Annotated in this window: 10 protein-coding genes, 1 tRNA gene, 1 other RNA gene and 1 pseudogene; 6 read left to right on the top strand and 7 right to left on the bottom strand. The window is 65.0% G+C overall.

Translation table 11 applies throughout. The annotated features are described in order from the left end of the window. Position 1: 1 nt before the first annotated feature. Positions 2 to 2,230 carry a heavy metal translocating P-type ATPase gene (locus BLW17_RS12745; RefSeq protein WP_052042061.1) on the bottom strand — a complete coding sequence of 743 codons (2,229 nt, stop codon included), beginning with the start codon at positions 2,228 to 2,230 and terminating at the stop codon, positions 2 to 4. 88 nt (positions 2,231 to 2,318) lie between these two features. Between BLW17_RS12745 and BLW17_RS12740 the strand changes: the two genes are divergently transcribed. From BLW17_RS12740 to BLW17_RS18660, 3 genes and pseudogenes are all read left to right on the top strand, one after another. Beyond that, on the top strand, positions 2,319 to 2,756 hold the full coding sequence (locus BLW17_RS12740) for a MerR family transcriptional regulator (protein ID WP_036700253.1): 438 nt from the start codon (positions 2,319 to 2,321) through the stop codon (positions 2,754 to 2,756). Between the two features lie 461 nt (positions 2,757 to 3,217). Next, a complete protein-coding gene (locus tag BLW17_RS12735) occupies positions 3,218 to 3,838 on the top strand; it encodes a cation efflux transmembrane domain-containing protein (protein ID WP_052042060.1) in 621 nt (206 codons plus the stop codon). Between the two features lie 11 nt (positions 3,839 to 3,849). After that, positions 3,850 to 4,069 (top strand): annotated as a pseudogene (locus BLW17_RS18660) (cation diffusion facilitator family transporter); the annotation flags it as partial. A gap of 228 nt (positions 4,070 to 4,297) precedes the next feature. Here BLW17_RS18660 and BLW17_RS12730 read toward each other — a convergent pair. Next, complete coding sequence (locus BLW17_RS12730; protein WP_170835609.1) at positions 4,298 to 5,539, bottom strand: DUF5930 domain-containing protein; 1,242 nt, start codon at positions 5,537 to 5,539, stop codon at positions 4,298 to 4,300. Positions 5,540 to 6,391: 852 nt separating this feature from the next. Beyond that, on the bottom strand, positions 6,392 to 7,186 hold the full coding sequence (locus tag BLW17_RS17845) for a hypothetical protein (protein ID WP_211656940.1): 795 nt from the start codon (positions 7,184 to 7,186) through the stop codon (positions 6,392 to 6,394). Between the two features lie 210 nt (positions 7,187 to 7,396). On the opposite strand from BLW17_RS17845, the gene BLW17_RS17840 reads away from it, so the two are divergent. Next, positions 7,397 to 8,683, top strand: a complete 1,287-nt coding sequence (locus tag BLW17_RS17840; protein WP_211656939.1) for a hypothetical protein — start codon at positions 7,397 to 7,399, stop codon at positions 8,681 to 8,683. Positions 8,684 to 9,054: 371 nt separating this feature from the next. On the opposite strand, the gene BLW17_RS12720 is transcribed toward BLW17_RS17840, so the two are convergent. From BLW17_RS12720 to thrS, 3 genes are all read right to left on the bottom strand, one after another. Then, a tRNA-Ser gene (locus tag BLW17_RS12720) sits at positions 9,055 to 9,144 on the bottom strand. Positions 9,145 to 9,589: 445 nt separating this feature from the next. Next, positions 9,590 to 9,796, bottom strand: a complete 207-nt coding sequence (locus BLW17_RS12715; protein WP_036704221.1) for a cold-shock protein — start codon at positions 9,794 to 9,796, stop codon at positions 9,590 to 9,592. Between the two features lie 445 nt (positions 9,797 to 10,241). Beyond that, positions 10,242 to 12,191, bottom strand: coding sequence for a threonine--tRNA ligase (gene thrS / locus BLW17_RS12710; protein ID WP_036732800.1), 1,950 nt, complete (start codon positions 12,189 to 12,191; stop codon positions 10,242 to 10,244). A gap of 184 nt (positions 12,192 to 12,375) precedes the next feature. Here thrS and ffs point away from each other — a divergent pair. Together ffs and BLW17_RS12700 are read left to right on the top strand one after the other, a co-directional pair. Further along, an RNA gene (ffs, locus tag BLW17_RS12705) (signal recognition particle sRNA small type) lies at positions 12,376 to 12,472 on the top strand. A 156-nt stretch (positions 12,473 to 12,628) separates the two neighbouring features. Further along, positions 12,629 to 13,087: an SRPBCC family protein gene (locus BLW17_RS12700; RefSeq protein ID WP_036704219.1), complete on the top strand. Its 459-nt coding sequence runs from the start codon at positions 12,629 to 12,631 to the stop codon at positions 13,085 to 13,087. Positions 13,088 to 13,121: 34 nt separating this feature from the next. On the opposite strand, the gene BLW17_RS12695 is transcribed toward BLW17_RS12700, so the two are convergent. Continuing rightward, positions 13,122 to 14,069, bottom strand: coding sequence for a prephenate dehydratase (locus BLW17_RS12695; protein WP_083388374.1), 948 nt, complete (start codon positions 14,067 to 14,069; stop codon positions 13,122 to 13,124). Positions 14,070 to 14,264: the final 195 nt, after the last annotated feature.

The following is a 14,264-nucleotide window of genomic DNA, read 5'->3' as shown; positions in this document are numbered from 1 at the left end:
GTCATGCCTCGCGTTCGGGCTTGAAAGCGAGAAGCCGCAGCGCATTGAGCGTGACCAGCACCGTTGCGCCGGTATCGGCGAGGATGGCAATCCAGAGCCCGGTGATCCCGAGGATGGTCGTCACCAGAAACACCGCCTTGAGGCCGAGCGCGATCGCCACGTTCTGCCGGACGTTGGCCATTGCCGCACGGGCGAGCCGGATCATCGCCGGGATATCGATCACCCGGTCGCGAAGGATCGCCGCATCGGCGGTTTCCAAGGCCACGTCGGTTCCTGACCCCATAGCCACGCCGACATCCGCCTGTTTCAGCGCGGGGGCGTCGTTGATCCCGTCGCCGATCATCATCACGCCACCGTGCTCGCTCATGTCGCGGATCGCCGTGAGCTTGTCCTCGGGCATCATGTCGGCCTGGAACTCCATGCCGAGGCCCCCGGCAATGGCAGCGGCCGTGCGCGGATTGTCTCCGGTCAGGATGACCGGGGCGACACCCATGTCCTTGAGCTGCCGGACCGCCTCGGCCGCGTCCTTGCGGGGTTCGTCGCGCATGGCGATCAGGCCGAGCGGGGTCTTTTCACGGAACACCGCAACGGCGGTCTTGCCCTCTTCTTCGAAGACGGTGGCCTGGCGCAGGCCAGGATCGTCGAGGCCGCCGTTCTCCATCGCATGGCGGGGGGAGGTCACCCAGGCCGCTGCGTCCCCGACTGTCGCGATCACGCCCTTGCCCATCAGCGCCCTGGCATCGCGCGACGGCAGGGCTGCAACGCCCGCTTCCGTGGCCTTGTTCAGGATGGCGATGGCCAGCGGATGGCTGGATCCGGTCTCGACGCCCGCCGCCACGGCCAGAAGCTCGGCCTCGGTGGTGGCGCCGAAGGTCACGATATCGGTAACCATCGGCCGCCCGTGGGTCAGGGTGCCGGTCTTGTCGAAGGCGATGCGGCTGACCTTCGAGGCCGCCTCGATCACCGCGCCACCCTTCATCAGCAAGCCGCGCCGCGCGCCGGTGGATAGCGCCGAGGCGATTGAGGCCGGAACCGAGATGACCAGCGCGCAGGGGCAGCCGATCAGCAGAAGCGCAAGGCCACGATAAATCCAGGTATCCCAAGGCTGAGCGAAGGCCAGCGGCGGCACCAGCACGACCAGCGCCGCCACGGTGACGATGGCGGGCATGTACCAGCGGCTGAAGCGGTCGATGAAGCGTTCGGTCGGCGCGCGGGCCTCCTCGGCTTCTTCGACCAGACGGATGATGCGGGCGATGGTGTTGTCCTCGGCCGCCTTCGTGACCATTACGCGCAGCACGGCCTCGGTGTTGATCGACCCGGCAAAGACCGGATCGCCCGGCCCCCGCGTTTTCGGCATGCTCTCGCCGGTGACCGGGCTTTCGTCGATGCCGGATGTGCCCTTGGCGATCTCGCCATCCGCCGGGACGCGGTCGCCGGGGCGGACGAGCACGAACTGCCCGACCCGCAGGCTGGCGGCCGGAACCTCTTTCGTGACGCCATTCAGTTCAAGAAATGCGGTCTTCGGCACCAGATTGGCCAGAGCCCGAATGCCGTCCCGGGCCTTGCCCGCCGCGACACCTTCCAGAACCTCGCCGACCGCGAACAGGAACACGACCAGTGCCGCCTCCTCGGCCGCGTCGATGAAAAGGGCGCCGATGGCAGCCACGGTCATCAGGCTTTCGATGGTGAACGGTTGGCCCAGCCGCAGGGCGGCAAAGGCGCGTTGCGCCACCGGTGCCACGCCGATCAGGCAGGCGGCGACAAAGGCCCACTTGCCGAACTGAGGCGCCAGCAACTCTATGCCCCAGGCCACCGCCAGTAGGAGAGCGGTAAAGATGACGAGCTTGCCCTTGCCCGTCTGATACCAGCGCTTGCCGCGGTCTGCCGGGTCGTCATGGACATGGCTGGGGCTGCCGTGGCCGCTTTCGTCTCGTGTCGCGGCCGTGCCGGCCTTCGGGCCGCCGGGCATCACAAACTCGTTCTTGGCCGCCGCGGCGCGTGGTGCGATGCCGTATCCAAGGGCCCGGACCGTCTTTTCAACCTTGTCGCGGCCGGTCTGCGCCTCGTCCAGGGTCAGGCGCAGACGCTCGGACATGATGCCGACCTCCACGCCGCTGACGCCGGGGAGGCGCCCGACCGCATCCTTGATCTTGGTCGCGCAGGAGCCGCAATCCATGCCCGAAACGGTCCAGTCGCAGGCCGTCGCTGTTTCCACGTCGGTTCCCGTCATCGTCTTTCCTTCGCCCCGATCGGGCAGTTGCCTTCATCGAATCGGGAACTTAATGTCTCTAGCTACTGTAGCTTCAAGAGGGAATCTGATGCTCACCATCGGAAAACTGGGTGAGGCGGCCGGGGTGAAGGTGCCGACCATCCGCTACTACGAGCAGATCGGCCTCCTGCCCGAGCCGGAGCGCAGCGCCGGCAACCAGCGTCTATACGGAAAGTCCGCACAGGATCGGCTGGCTTTCATTCGCCACGCGCGCGAACTCGGGTTTCCGCTGGACGCCATCCGCGACCTTCTGAGCCTCTCCGACCAGCCCGACCAATCCTGCGCAGCCGCCGACATCATCGCGAAGGAGCAACTCGCTGCGGTGAAGGCCCGGATCGCGCAGCTGACGGCGCTGGAAGCCGAGCTGGAGCGGATGATCCGGCAATGCGCACAAGGGACCATCGCCGACTGCCGCGTAATCGAGTCGCTGAGCGACCATTCCCACTGCGCACATGACCACGACGTGCCGACGGCGGCGGCTGAATGACGGCGCTGCCGACCTTGACGATCTATGCCGCCGCGGCTTTGGCGCGAGATCGCGGGCTGTTTCGCCATTGTGGCGCCTCGGCGCCTCCGCGGCTTCGCTCGGGCCGGGCGTGGCGAGCCTGATCGCCTTCGGCCGGTTCCTGGCGCAGATCGACTCCGAAGCGTCTGCATCGTGGCGTCGATCCTCTGGACGTGGCTGGCCGAGCGACCCGATCGCCCGGACGTGACAGGCGGCCGCGTCTGCCTTGCGGGCGCTGCCGTGAACCCGCCCGGCCCGCGCAGCGCTGGGCATAAATCCACGCGCCGCCCTCGAACTTCTGGGGACCAGAGGAACCAAAACTGTCTCTCGACCGATTCTTGGGCAAAGGGCTACCCTTTTCCGGCGAGGATCGAGTGGTTTGCGCCTGCAGGGTGGATGGAGCCGCCTTGATCCGCCGGCCAGTACGAACGGAGGCGAACCTGATGTCCAGAAAACTGTCAAAGGATCCGGATGAACGTCAGCGCCGTACGCTCTGGACGGTTCTGCTGCTGAATGTTGCCATTGCGTTCGGCTTCTTCGCGACCGGCGCACTGGGCGACTCCAGTGCGCTGATCGCCAACGGTCTGGACAACACCTCCGACAGCTTCGTCTACGCCATCAGCCTTTTCGCGCTGTCTCGTTCGGACAAATGGAAGCGTTGGGCCGCGAACTTGTCGGGGGGCCTGCTGCTGATTCTGGCGGTTGGCATCCTGATCGATGCTGTTCGTCGCTACTACACCGGTTCCGAGCCGCTCGGCCCGCTCATGATTTCCATGGCGCTCATTGCCGCGGTCGTGAATGGCGTCTGCATCCGGCTTCTTGGTCGACTCGAGGATCCGGACGTGAATGTCAGAGCGGCCAACACCTTCAGTATCAACGACTTCATTTCAAACGGCGGAATTCTCGTCGCAGGCGGTCTCGTCTGGTGGCTGGGCAGCAATTGGCCCGATCTGGTGGTCGGTATCGCCGTCGCCGGCGTCGCCGCTTGGGGCGGCATCGGAATCCTGCGCGACGCGCATGGCGAGCACCACAAGGCGGTCCATCAAGGTGACGCCGAGACCTGAGAGAGAAGACGATGCCTCACGATCACGGCCACGCCCATATCAGCCCCGCGTCCCGCGACCGGCGGGTCACCATTGCTTATCTGGGCCAACGCGCTTGACCGGCGCCCAGATTGTCTGCCGAATCCTCTCGGGCAGCCTCGCCCTCAGCGCCTTCGCGCGCGCAAGATCGCACGGCGGCCGGCGGACGAGCGCATGACCTTCGGTCATGATCGGATCGACGTTGTCGCAGCAGGCTCACCAGCGATCTCCAGTGTCTTCCTCGGGCGGCGGACAATCTCGTACTGGATTTCGGGCTCGCCGTACTGCAGGCAGTGCAGTTCCCGCGTCATGCCGCGAACCGGGCCCAAGCAAGTTCCATGACCTTCAGTTCGAGATCGTCGAGCACCTCTACGTGCAGTTCGACGCCCCTTCGCCTCACTGACGTAGCAAGAGCCCGGCTACCGGCGCGCGCGGGCGCGCTCAGAGGAGGTCCCGGCCGGCGCGAATGTAGCCCATCGGATCGACCGCTTCACCGTTCACGCGCACCTCGTAGTGGAGGTGGGATCCCGTGGAGCGGCCCGAGTTACCCATGTCGCCGACCCGCTCGCCGCGCGCAACTTCCTGGCCCACCTCGACGCGGATGGCGTTGAGGTGCGGGTAGCGGGTCTCCAGACCGAAGGGGTGGCGAACGATGATGATCCGCCCGTAGCCGTTCTGCCAGCCGGCGAAGGTGACGACCCCGTCGGCCGTGGCGTAGACGGGGGTGCCGACAGGCCCTGCCATGTCGACCCCTTTGTGCATTTGCCCCCAGCGCCGGCCAAAGGGCGAGGTGTACCGGAAGGCGTCCTGGACCGGCATGGCGAGCGGCAGCGATTCAAGGGCCAAGCGATAGTGGCTGAGCTCGTCGAGCCGCTCGAGAATGCGGTTCGCGCGCACGGTCTCGTCATCCAGCGAGGCTATTCCCCTCGTGGAGACCGCAAGGGGAACCAAGGCTTCCTTCGGGGCTGAGTGACCATCGCCAGCGGATGCGAGTACCGCCTCAGAGTCCAGTCCGGCCTCACGGAGCACCTCGTCGAGCGGCTCCACCGAGGCGATCAGAGCCTCCTCGATCTGCAGCAGGATTCGATTACTCTCGGATTTTCTCAGCCGCAGATCGAACTCCAGCTCGCCGGCAAGAAGAACGGCCTCCTTGGCCTTGGTGGCGGCCTGATCACGCTCGACCACCGTTTCGGTCAGGGCGAGGGTCAGTAGGTCGAGTGTGGCGGCGAGTTCCTCAGATCTCGGGTCCTGCGACGCAGACACTGCGGCAGCGCGCGCGTCCATCGTACGGCGCAGAGTGGCCTGGGCCGCCTGCAACTCGCTCTCCATCTCGCGGCGGCGGGTCTCGAGCGCAAGCAGGTCGCTCTGCATCGACGACATCTGCACCGTGGCGGCTGCAAACCGCTCTTGGGCCGCGAGTGCTTCCATCGCCTGCTGGTCGCGCTCCCCGCCGAGTGCGAGAGCGCGGTCCTCAAAGAGCGCCTGCTCTCGCTTGGCCTGCTCGCGCATGGTTAGGAAGTCGATGGAGTTCATGATCAGGACTGACGTGACCGTCAGGCACCACGCCACCAGAAACGCTCCACCAGCCCAGGCGAGGGCCTGCCTTCCGGGGCTCAGGCGAACGAACCGGACATGGTCGCCGGACCGGATGAACAATCTTCGCTCCGGAAGGACGCAACCCACAAGCGTGCGTAGTCCTCGGATTGGTCGAAGGGTCAAATGTCGTCGTCCCACGTTGACGCGGCCTTGCCCGCCGTCCGCGTGTCCGCTTAGTTGGGAGGCGCTCGCCTCGCAACCACCCACGTCCTTCCGGTCAGCCGACAAGAGCCGAAGACGCACAAATCGGCGGAAGGCTGCCTGCGGACCTGTAAAAGGGAACCCGGTTGCCACGGGTGCAACTAGCCCCGTAGCCGGTCGCCATGACTCAGCGATCGCCCTTCCGCTACTTCAAGACCTCGCCCGAGAGCCGTAACGCCACCGTCCCGCGAGGGGAAGGAGGTCGAAGCCGGGGAACTCTCGCGCTTGCGCGTCATTCGTTGTGGAAGCGGGGCCCATCGACGTCAAAGCACAATCTGAAGGAGATCGCCTGGAATTCGCACTAATGAATCAACGTGTTAAAGGGCAGAGAAGGTTCGACGGCAGGCCCATCCCCTCCGCCACTTGCATGATTTAAACGCCGAAAATAGGTCCCTCGCGGGGCCTTTTTTTGTATGTGCCAGAGGGGGTTGCAGGAGCCATCCGCCCTTCGGAGACGCGCCAGCTGCGCGAGATAGTCTCCGAACGCCCACCGTCTCTCCACCCGCCCCTCGCGCTCGAGACGGGTAAAAAATCACCATACATTTCAATGAACTGGCGGGGGCGCGTCGCGCCCGCGTTTCGCTGGTTCCGGCTTGTTTCGACGGAGACGGAGCAACGAACCGGGCGTGGTCGTTGGCATGTATTGGGAGTTTTGCGCGAAGCCTGCGGGGAAAAGTAGAGATTGAGAAGAGCAGCTGGCAACCGGTGTGGAAGGGCCTCTCGAGAGATCAGGGGTGACTATTGCGGCGAGCGCTCACCAGGTTCCTGAGAGATCACGAGCCTTCGCCGCGGATCTGTCTCCTCGGCATTCCCCTGAAGCCATGCAAGGATGTGCCGCGAGTCCTCTACCGAAACCGTTGCATCGCGGGAGATGCGGAACCCTGCCATGCGTTCAAGATCGCGCGATCCCAGCATTGATCTTTCCAAGTATGTCCGGATCGAAAAGACTGGCATGGGATCTGGAAAGAATGACTTGGCCGCAGCATTCACGCGCAGCGTTCGCAAGACCAGTGCCCCGTCACCGTGAGGAATGAGCATGTCGTACGTCGTGCCGTCCTGCAGCTTGGTCAGGTTGTGCTCGAAGCCTGAAGTCAACATGTTTCGAAGGGAGCGCGCCTTCTGAAGGATCTGGAGAACATCGGCATTCAGTGTCTCGGGGGTCGAAGCGCCGCGCTCCATTAATCTGGAAATGGCATGGTGCGAGATATTGGCGGCGATATTGATGTGCGAATTACTCTGTCCGGTGCGCGCGATGCACAAAAGATCGGCAAGAATGACCGATCGCTCAGAAAAGGCCTTCTGTTCGTCGCCGGTCATCGCAAGGACATCTGTTTCACAGGCAGACGCCATCCGCACGGCGAACACAGCCTTCATGACCTTGTCCCATTGGGCCAAATGGACGCCGCCAAACGCAGGGCGCACATTCTTGGATACGCGCTCGATCACGCGGCCGGGCTTCTTGGAAGGAACGGATTCATGAAAGGCGCACAGTGCGGCCTTGCGCCGCGGCGAGTTCAACCAGTCTGTTATCACGCTCAGGTCTGGACGTTCCTGGATGAACTTCGTAGCGTGGCCCGCAGCCAATCTTTTGTACAAGTCTTGCGCTCCCGGCCGCCAAAGAATTTTCACAGTATCAACAAGATGCAGAACGAAGGTCCAGCTTCAAGCCCTAAGGTGAACCAGGGCGTACCGTGGGGTTCATCAACGACTGGTGGGGCGTTGGACTGACCTTTGAACATACTTTTGGATCTGGACGGGACGCTCGTCGACACGAATGCAAGCAGGTACGACGGCATCAAGTATGGCCGTGATCGAAGCTTTTCCCTGAACGATATTCCAGTCGTTGCAGGGGCTCGGGAATTTATTGAGGCCGTGAAGAGTCGCGGGCACTCGGTGACGATCGTATCGGATTCCCATGGCGCTTATGTCGGCGCAGTCTCGGAGAAAATTTTCGGCACGCCGTGGCTGGCACTCGCCGATAAACCTAACACCGCGAAATTAAGAGCTTATCTCGAAAGCAAATTTGGCTTTCCATCTCGCTCGGTCGCAGAAGAGTTCTTGCTCGTCGGAGATACCCGCCTCGATATTCAGTTGGCGCGTGGACTGGCGATCCCGTCTGCTTTGCTTTTTCGGAGCACGGATGACGTTCCTCATGACCCCTACTACAACGAGGAGGCAAGTTGGGCACGCCGTTGCATGGAAGGTGCGACGTACAATTGCCGATCCTTCGATGAGCTTCTCGGCGTCATCGAGATGCCTGCCAAGCATCGCCTGGTTCTTGAAGACCGGATGGGTACAGCTGCCGCTCGCATGTTCAACGGCAGAAATCTCAACGACGGCCACACGCTCATTCGCGGCCTCGGCCGACAGCAACAAGGGCCGTGCGATGCCTATGGGGCAATCGGCAGGTACTACAAGTTCGGAAGCGAGGATCGTACCGAGGCCTTCCTTGCGGGGGTCGCGCGCGATGTGAGCCGGTACCTGCATGATGAAGTTATGGCACATGACTTCATCCGCTGGGACATGATCACCTGTGTTGCTGACAAGGCAACGACAAAGCCCCCGCGAAAGATGGCGAAACTTCTTCATGCGCTCGAGGTAGCCCTGCCGAAGGAAGAGCTTTTCGTTTGGTCGCCGGACGTGACAGGCAGTATTCCACAGGAAAAAAAGCGTGCGGGTCGAATGGGCTTCATCAAACGCTTCGTGCGCCTAGAAAGCGATCTGGACCTCGAGGGGAAGAACGTCATTGTCGTCGACGACCAATACACCACGGGGGCAACGGCGATGTCGCATGTCGACATGCTCCTTAAGGCAGGTGTGAAGAATATCCTCTTTGTGGCCCTCTTCTATTTGACCGAAGAAGTACCGATAGAGAAGATTTGCCCGCGATGCGGGAAGACTGCGCGGATCAAGTATCGAAAACGCGATGGGGCGCCGTTCTACAATTGCGTTCCGCCTGTCTGGCATTCGATCAATCGCAGCCGCAGGTCGGGCGCTCGCCGCTCGTATTCGAGCGCTCTCTGGAGCTAAATTCGGCGTACGATGTCCGGGACTGCCAAGGGCGAAGTCGTTCCTCAGCGGTTTGTCGTCGCGATTGCGCTGTCGCTGGACAGTCACGCGCACGATTGAGCTCCGCGCTCAGCCCAGATCGACTCTAAGGTACAGGCCGTCACCGCCGCCACGCCGCCCGGGGACCAGTATCCGTACAAGGTAAGTGGGCAATGCGCTAGGGAAATTTGCCGCTGCGGATCGGCATAACCCTACACCTCGTCATACCGCAAATTGAGTAGAACCGACAGTAATCGACGAAGCCGAGAGGCAGCAGCAAGGTGGGATAGGCATGGAATCTCAGCGCCTAATGTCGCTGTCTGGCATCTACTGCCAACGGGTAAGATGAGAAATGGCGGAGAGGGTGGGATTCGAACCCACGGAACCCTTGCAGGCTCAACGGTTTTCGAGACCGCCCCGTTCGACCACTCCGGCACCTCTCCGCGCTTTCTGGGTGGTGAGGGCGGGATTTAGAGGGGTGTGGAGGGGAGCGCAAGGGGGCTGGAAAGAAAATCCTCACGGCGCTCATACCGCGCTTTCGTCAGCGTGCTTGAGGCTGCAGACGCCGCCAAGAGCGTAGACAAGGCCCCATCCTGAGAGGCTGACCGACCTCGTCCCGCCTAAGGCAGCAACTATCACGATGCTCTGAGGTCCTGCTCGTGCCCCATACTCCGTCCGAGCGTGCTCGGGGCTGCAGGTGGCTGAACGGCTATGAATTGGTAAAGTCCGACCCAGCCACCCCCGCCCATCAAAACGGGTCGGCTCGAACGCACCGTCGCAGAGATGGTCGGCAAATTTGCCTCAAGGTCCCGCGAAATACAAAAACGGCCCGCCCGAATGGGCAGGCCGACGTCGCTCGGCGGCCAGAGGGCTGCGGGTCACTGAAGATCAGAGCAGGCGCAGGTCCGAGGCCGAGGCGCGGCCGTCGCGGCCCGACTGCAGCTCATACTCGATCTTCTGGTTGTCGTTCAGTCCGGTCAGGCCGGCGCGCTCGACAGCCGAGATGTGGACGAACACGTCCTTGCCGCCATCATCGGGGGCGATGAAGCCATAACCCTTGGTGGCATTGAACCATTTGACGGTACCGGTCGCCATGACCTTCTCTCCTTCAAGTCCCCGCGAGGCGAGATTGCCTGGCGGGCCGTGCAGCCCTTTCGACGTCCGGCTGCCCCGTGAAGGGAGGCGGTAGAAAGTAACGCTCACGCAGACGTCAGGATGCCTGATTCGCAAGGCGCCGCCAAGTGCGAAAAATCAACCCTGCTTGACGCTACGTCAAAGACGACGCAGGACCGGCGGGTTTTTGCCGGTGAGCCGGCGAAGCATCAGTGGCGGGCTCGAATACAGCTATCTGACCGATGCTGTCCTCACCGGTGCCTCTGCGCCCGCCGGCCTGCGGTCAGCAGGCGAAGCATCGGCGCGTCAACACGCGCTCCAGCGCGCGCCCGCGGTGCCGCCACGACTACCACAGGCGGGCAGGGGGCGCTTCATGATCAACGCTAACACACCTTCACGAGACCGCCGCCGCAGCCCCACCTCACGCTCAGCGCAGGTCAGGCGGCGTCGCCTCCCCGGCGAGCGTCTGCACCGCCTCCTCGAGCGTCAGGCTCTCGCTGCCCTGCTTGTCGAGGCGGCGGGCAGAGACGCTGCGGCTCTCGACCTCCTTCATGCCCACGGCGAGGATCACCGGCACCTTGGCGAGGCTGTGCTCGCGGACCTTGTAGTTGATCTTCTCGTTGCGCAGGTCGGCCTCGGCGCGCACGCCCGCGGCGGTCAGGGCCGCCACGACCTCGCGCACATAATCATCCGCGTCCGACACGATCGAGGCCACCACCACCTGCCGCGGCGCGAGCCACAGCGGCAGCTTGCCGGCGAAGTTCTCGATCAGCATCCCGATGAAGCGCTCGAAGCTGCCGAGCACGGCGCGGTGCAGCATGATCGGGCGGTGCTTGGCGCCGTCCTCGCCGATGTAATAGGCGTCGAGCCGCTCGGGCAGGTTCGGATCGACCTGCAGCGTCCCGCACTGCCAGTCGCGGCCGATGGCGTCGGTCAGCACGAACTCGAGCTTCGGGCCGTAGAAGGCGCCCTCGCCGGGGAACACCTCGTACTCGTGCCCGGCCGCCGTCACCGCGTTGGCGAGCGCCGCCTCGGCGTGGTCCCAGCTCTCTTCGGTGCCGATCCGCTTGTCGGGGCGGGTGGACAGCTTGATGCGCCAGTCGGTGAAGCCAAGGTCTGCGTAGATCCCCGACAGGAAGCTGATGAACTTGCGCGACTCGCTCTCGATCTGCGCCTCGGTGCAGAAGATATGCGCGTCGTCCTGGGTGAAGCCGCGGACCCGCATGATCCCGTGCAGCGCGCCCGAGGGCTCGTAGCGGTTGCACGAGCCGAACTCGGCCATCCTGAGCGGCAGGTCGCGGTAGGACTTCAGCCCGTGGTTATAGACCTGCACATGGCAGGGGCAGTTCATCGGCTTGAGCGCGTTGACGGTCTTTTCCCGGGCGTGCTCCTCGTCCACTTCGACGATGAACATGTTCTCCTGGTAGTTCTCCCAGTGGCCCGAGGCCTCCCACAGCTTGCGGTTCACGACCTGGGGCGTGTTGACCTCGACATAGCCGCCGCGGCGCTGCTGGCGGCGCATGTAGTCCTGCAGCGTCGTGTAGATCGTCCAGCCGTTCGGGTGCCAGAAGATCTGCCCCGGCGCTTCCTCCTGCAGGTGGAACAGGTCCATCTCGCGGCCGAGCTTGCGGTGGTCGCGCTTGGCGGCCTCCTCGAGCATCGTCATGTGGGCCTTGAGCTCGTCGCGGTTGCGGAACGCCACGCCGTAGATGCGCTGCAGCATCGGGCGCGAGGAATCGCCCAGCCAGTAGGCACCGGCGACGTGCGTGAGGCGGAACGCGTCGGCGGGCAGCTGGCCCGTCGATTGCAGGTGCGGGCCGCGGCAGAGGTCCTGCCAGTCGCCGTGCCAGTACATCCGCAGATCCTCGCCCTCGGGGATGCGGTCGATCAACTCGATCTTGAATGGCTCGCCGGCGGCCTCGTAATGGGCCACGGCGCGGGCGCGGTCCCAGACCTCGGTGCGGACCGGGTCGCGGGCGGCGATGATCTGCTTCATCCGCGTCTCGATCTGGCCGAGATCCTCGGGCGTGAAGGGCTCGGCGCGGTCGAAGTCGTAGAACCAGCCGGCGTCGCGCACCGGGCCGATCGTCACCTTCACGTCGGGCCAGATCTCCTGCACGGCGCGGGCCATGACATGGGCGAAGTCGTGGCGGATCAGCTCGAGCGCCGCGGCCTGGTCCTTCATCGTGTTGATCGACAGATGCCCGCCCCGCGTGATCGGCCAGGCGAGGTCGATGTGCGCGCCGTCGAGCGTGGCGCTGATCGCGGCCTTGGCGAGCGACGGGGCGATCGACTGCGCGACCTCGGCGGCGGTGGTGCCGGCGGGGTAGTCGCGGACGGAGCCATCGGGGAAGATGAGGGAAATCGGGTCAGCCATCACAGCTCTCCTCGTCGGTTCGGCGCCCACGGAACGCCCGGTTGCGGGTTATGTGGGCGGTGCTGTGGACCGGGCGCGGGACGGTGTCAATGGAGAGGGCGGGGGCGTGAGGCGGGTGGAGCGCGAACGCCCGGACGTCGGATCGGATCTTGCAACCCCCGGCGCCCCGTCATAAGTCGGGGGCGAGAGGTTGGCGCGGGCAGGCGCCTCGCCAACCCGGTCAGGTCCGGAAGGAAGCAGCCGTAACGAGCCCCGCTTGGGTCGTTGTCCAGCCTCTCACCATTCCCCCCATCGCATGACCAACGCCTTGCCGCCGCGCGGTTTTCGCCCGCCCCGGCAGCGTCAGCGCACGGGCGGACGCTGCGCTCGGGCGGTCAGCTTGCACGCTTACCCCCTCGCGGGTAGGAGTTGGCCGGAAAGCGTGTGAGTGGTTGTGCATGAAGTTCTCGAGCCGTCAGGATACCGATCTGCCCGCCGACCAGCTGTTCGACGCGGTCAGTGACTTTCCCCGGATCGAGCGGATGCTGGCCCGTCGCGGGGTCGAGATCACCCGGCTGGACCCCGCCGTCGAGCCGGGCGCCGGCATGGCCTGGGACGTGGCCTTCGACCTGCGCGGCAAGCGGCGCGAGATGCGCCTCAGCGTGGCCCAGTTCGATCGCCCCGAAAAGGTGGTGATCCTCGGCGACGCCGAGTCGCTTTCGCTGACGGTCGAGATGACCGTCATTGCCCTCACCCCCGCGAAATCGCGGGTGATCTTCGAGCTCGAGGCGCGGCCGCAGACGATTCGGGCGCGGCTGATGCTGCAGACGGCCAAGCTCGGCAAGGCGCAGCTCGACCGCAAGTTCGCCGAACGGATCGGCGCGTTCCTGTCCGACCTCTCGGCCCGCCGGGGCTGAGCCTCAGCCGGGTCGCGGCGCCCGAAGGCGCGCGCTAGCCCTGCTGCTGACGGGCGCGCAGCGGATCGGCGGGATAGACCCCGAGGATCGTCAGCATCGAGGTGAAATAGCGCAGCTCGTCCAGCGCCCGCGCCACTGCCGGGTCGTCGGGATGGCCCTCGATGTCGGCGTAGAACTGGGTCGCGGTGAACACCCCGTCCACCATGTAGCTTTCCAGCTTGGTCATGTTGACGCCGTTGGTCGCGAACCCGCCCATCGCCTTGTAAAGCGCGGCGGGAATGTTCCTGACCCGGAAGACGAAGCTCGTCAGCATGTCGGGCCGTCCGGCCGCGTTCACCCGCCGGGTAAGGTCGGGGGTGCGCGACATGATGAGGAACCGCGTGGTGTTGTTCTGCCGGTCCTCGATCTCGTCGGCCAGCCGGTCGAGCCCGTAGATCTCGCCCGCGAGCGGACTGGCCAGCGCGGCGCGGCGCGGATCGCCGCCCTGCGCGACCATCATCGCGCTGCCCGCGGTGTCGGGGCCGGTCAGGGTGCGGATGTTGTGGCGCCGCAGGAAGCCGCGGCACTGGCCCAGCAGGACGGTGTGGCTCATTGCCTCGGTCACGTCCTCGAGCCGGGCGCCGGGCACGCCCAGCAGGCTGATGTGCACCCGCACGAAGGTCTCGCCGATGATGTTCAGGCCGGATTCGGGCAGCAGGTGGTGGATGTCGGCGACCCGGCCGTAGGTCGAGTTCTCGACCGGCAGCATCGCCAGGTCGGCCGCGCCCGAGCGGCAGGCCTCGACGGTATCCTCGAAGGTGGGGCAGGGCAGGGCCTCGCTCTCGGGCGACCACTGGCGGCAGGCCTGGTGCGAATAGGCCCCGGGTTCGCCCTGAAAGGCGATGCGCGGCGCGGTCGGCCACGCAGGCGCCTCGGCCGGGGCTTCCGACCGGTTGGCCGACAGGTTGGCGGGGGCGCTGGCAGGGGGGGCGGGATCGGACATCTGTGACCTTGGGCGGACGGCGCGGACCGGGCAGGCCCGCGCGCAGGTTCGGGGCCCGCGGCCGGGCCGGCGTTGAGGCCCGCAGGTGGCCCCCGTCGCGGGGCGCGGGGCGCCGCGGCGGGCGGGGCGATGCGGCGGCGAAACGCCGCCCCCCGATTGCGGGCGCCGGGCCGAACTATACCTTGAACCGGCAAA

The sequence above is a fragment of the Paracoccus sanguinis genome (genome assembly GCF_900106665.1).
Classification (GTDB): Bacteria; Pseudomonadota; Alphaproteobacteria; order Rhodobacterales; family Rhodobacteraceae; genus Paracoccus; species Paracoccus panacisoli.
The sequence above is the reverse complement of the archived record's forward strand: the minus strand, read 5'-3'. Positions and strand labels throughout refer to the sequence as shown.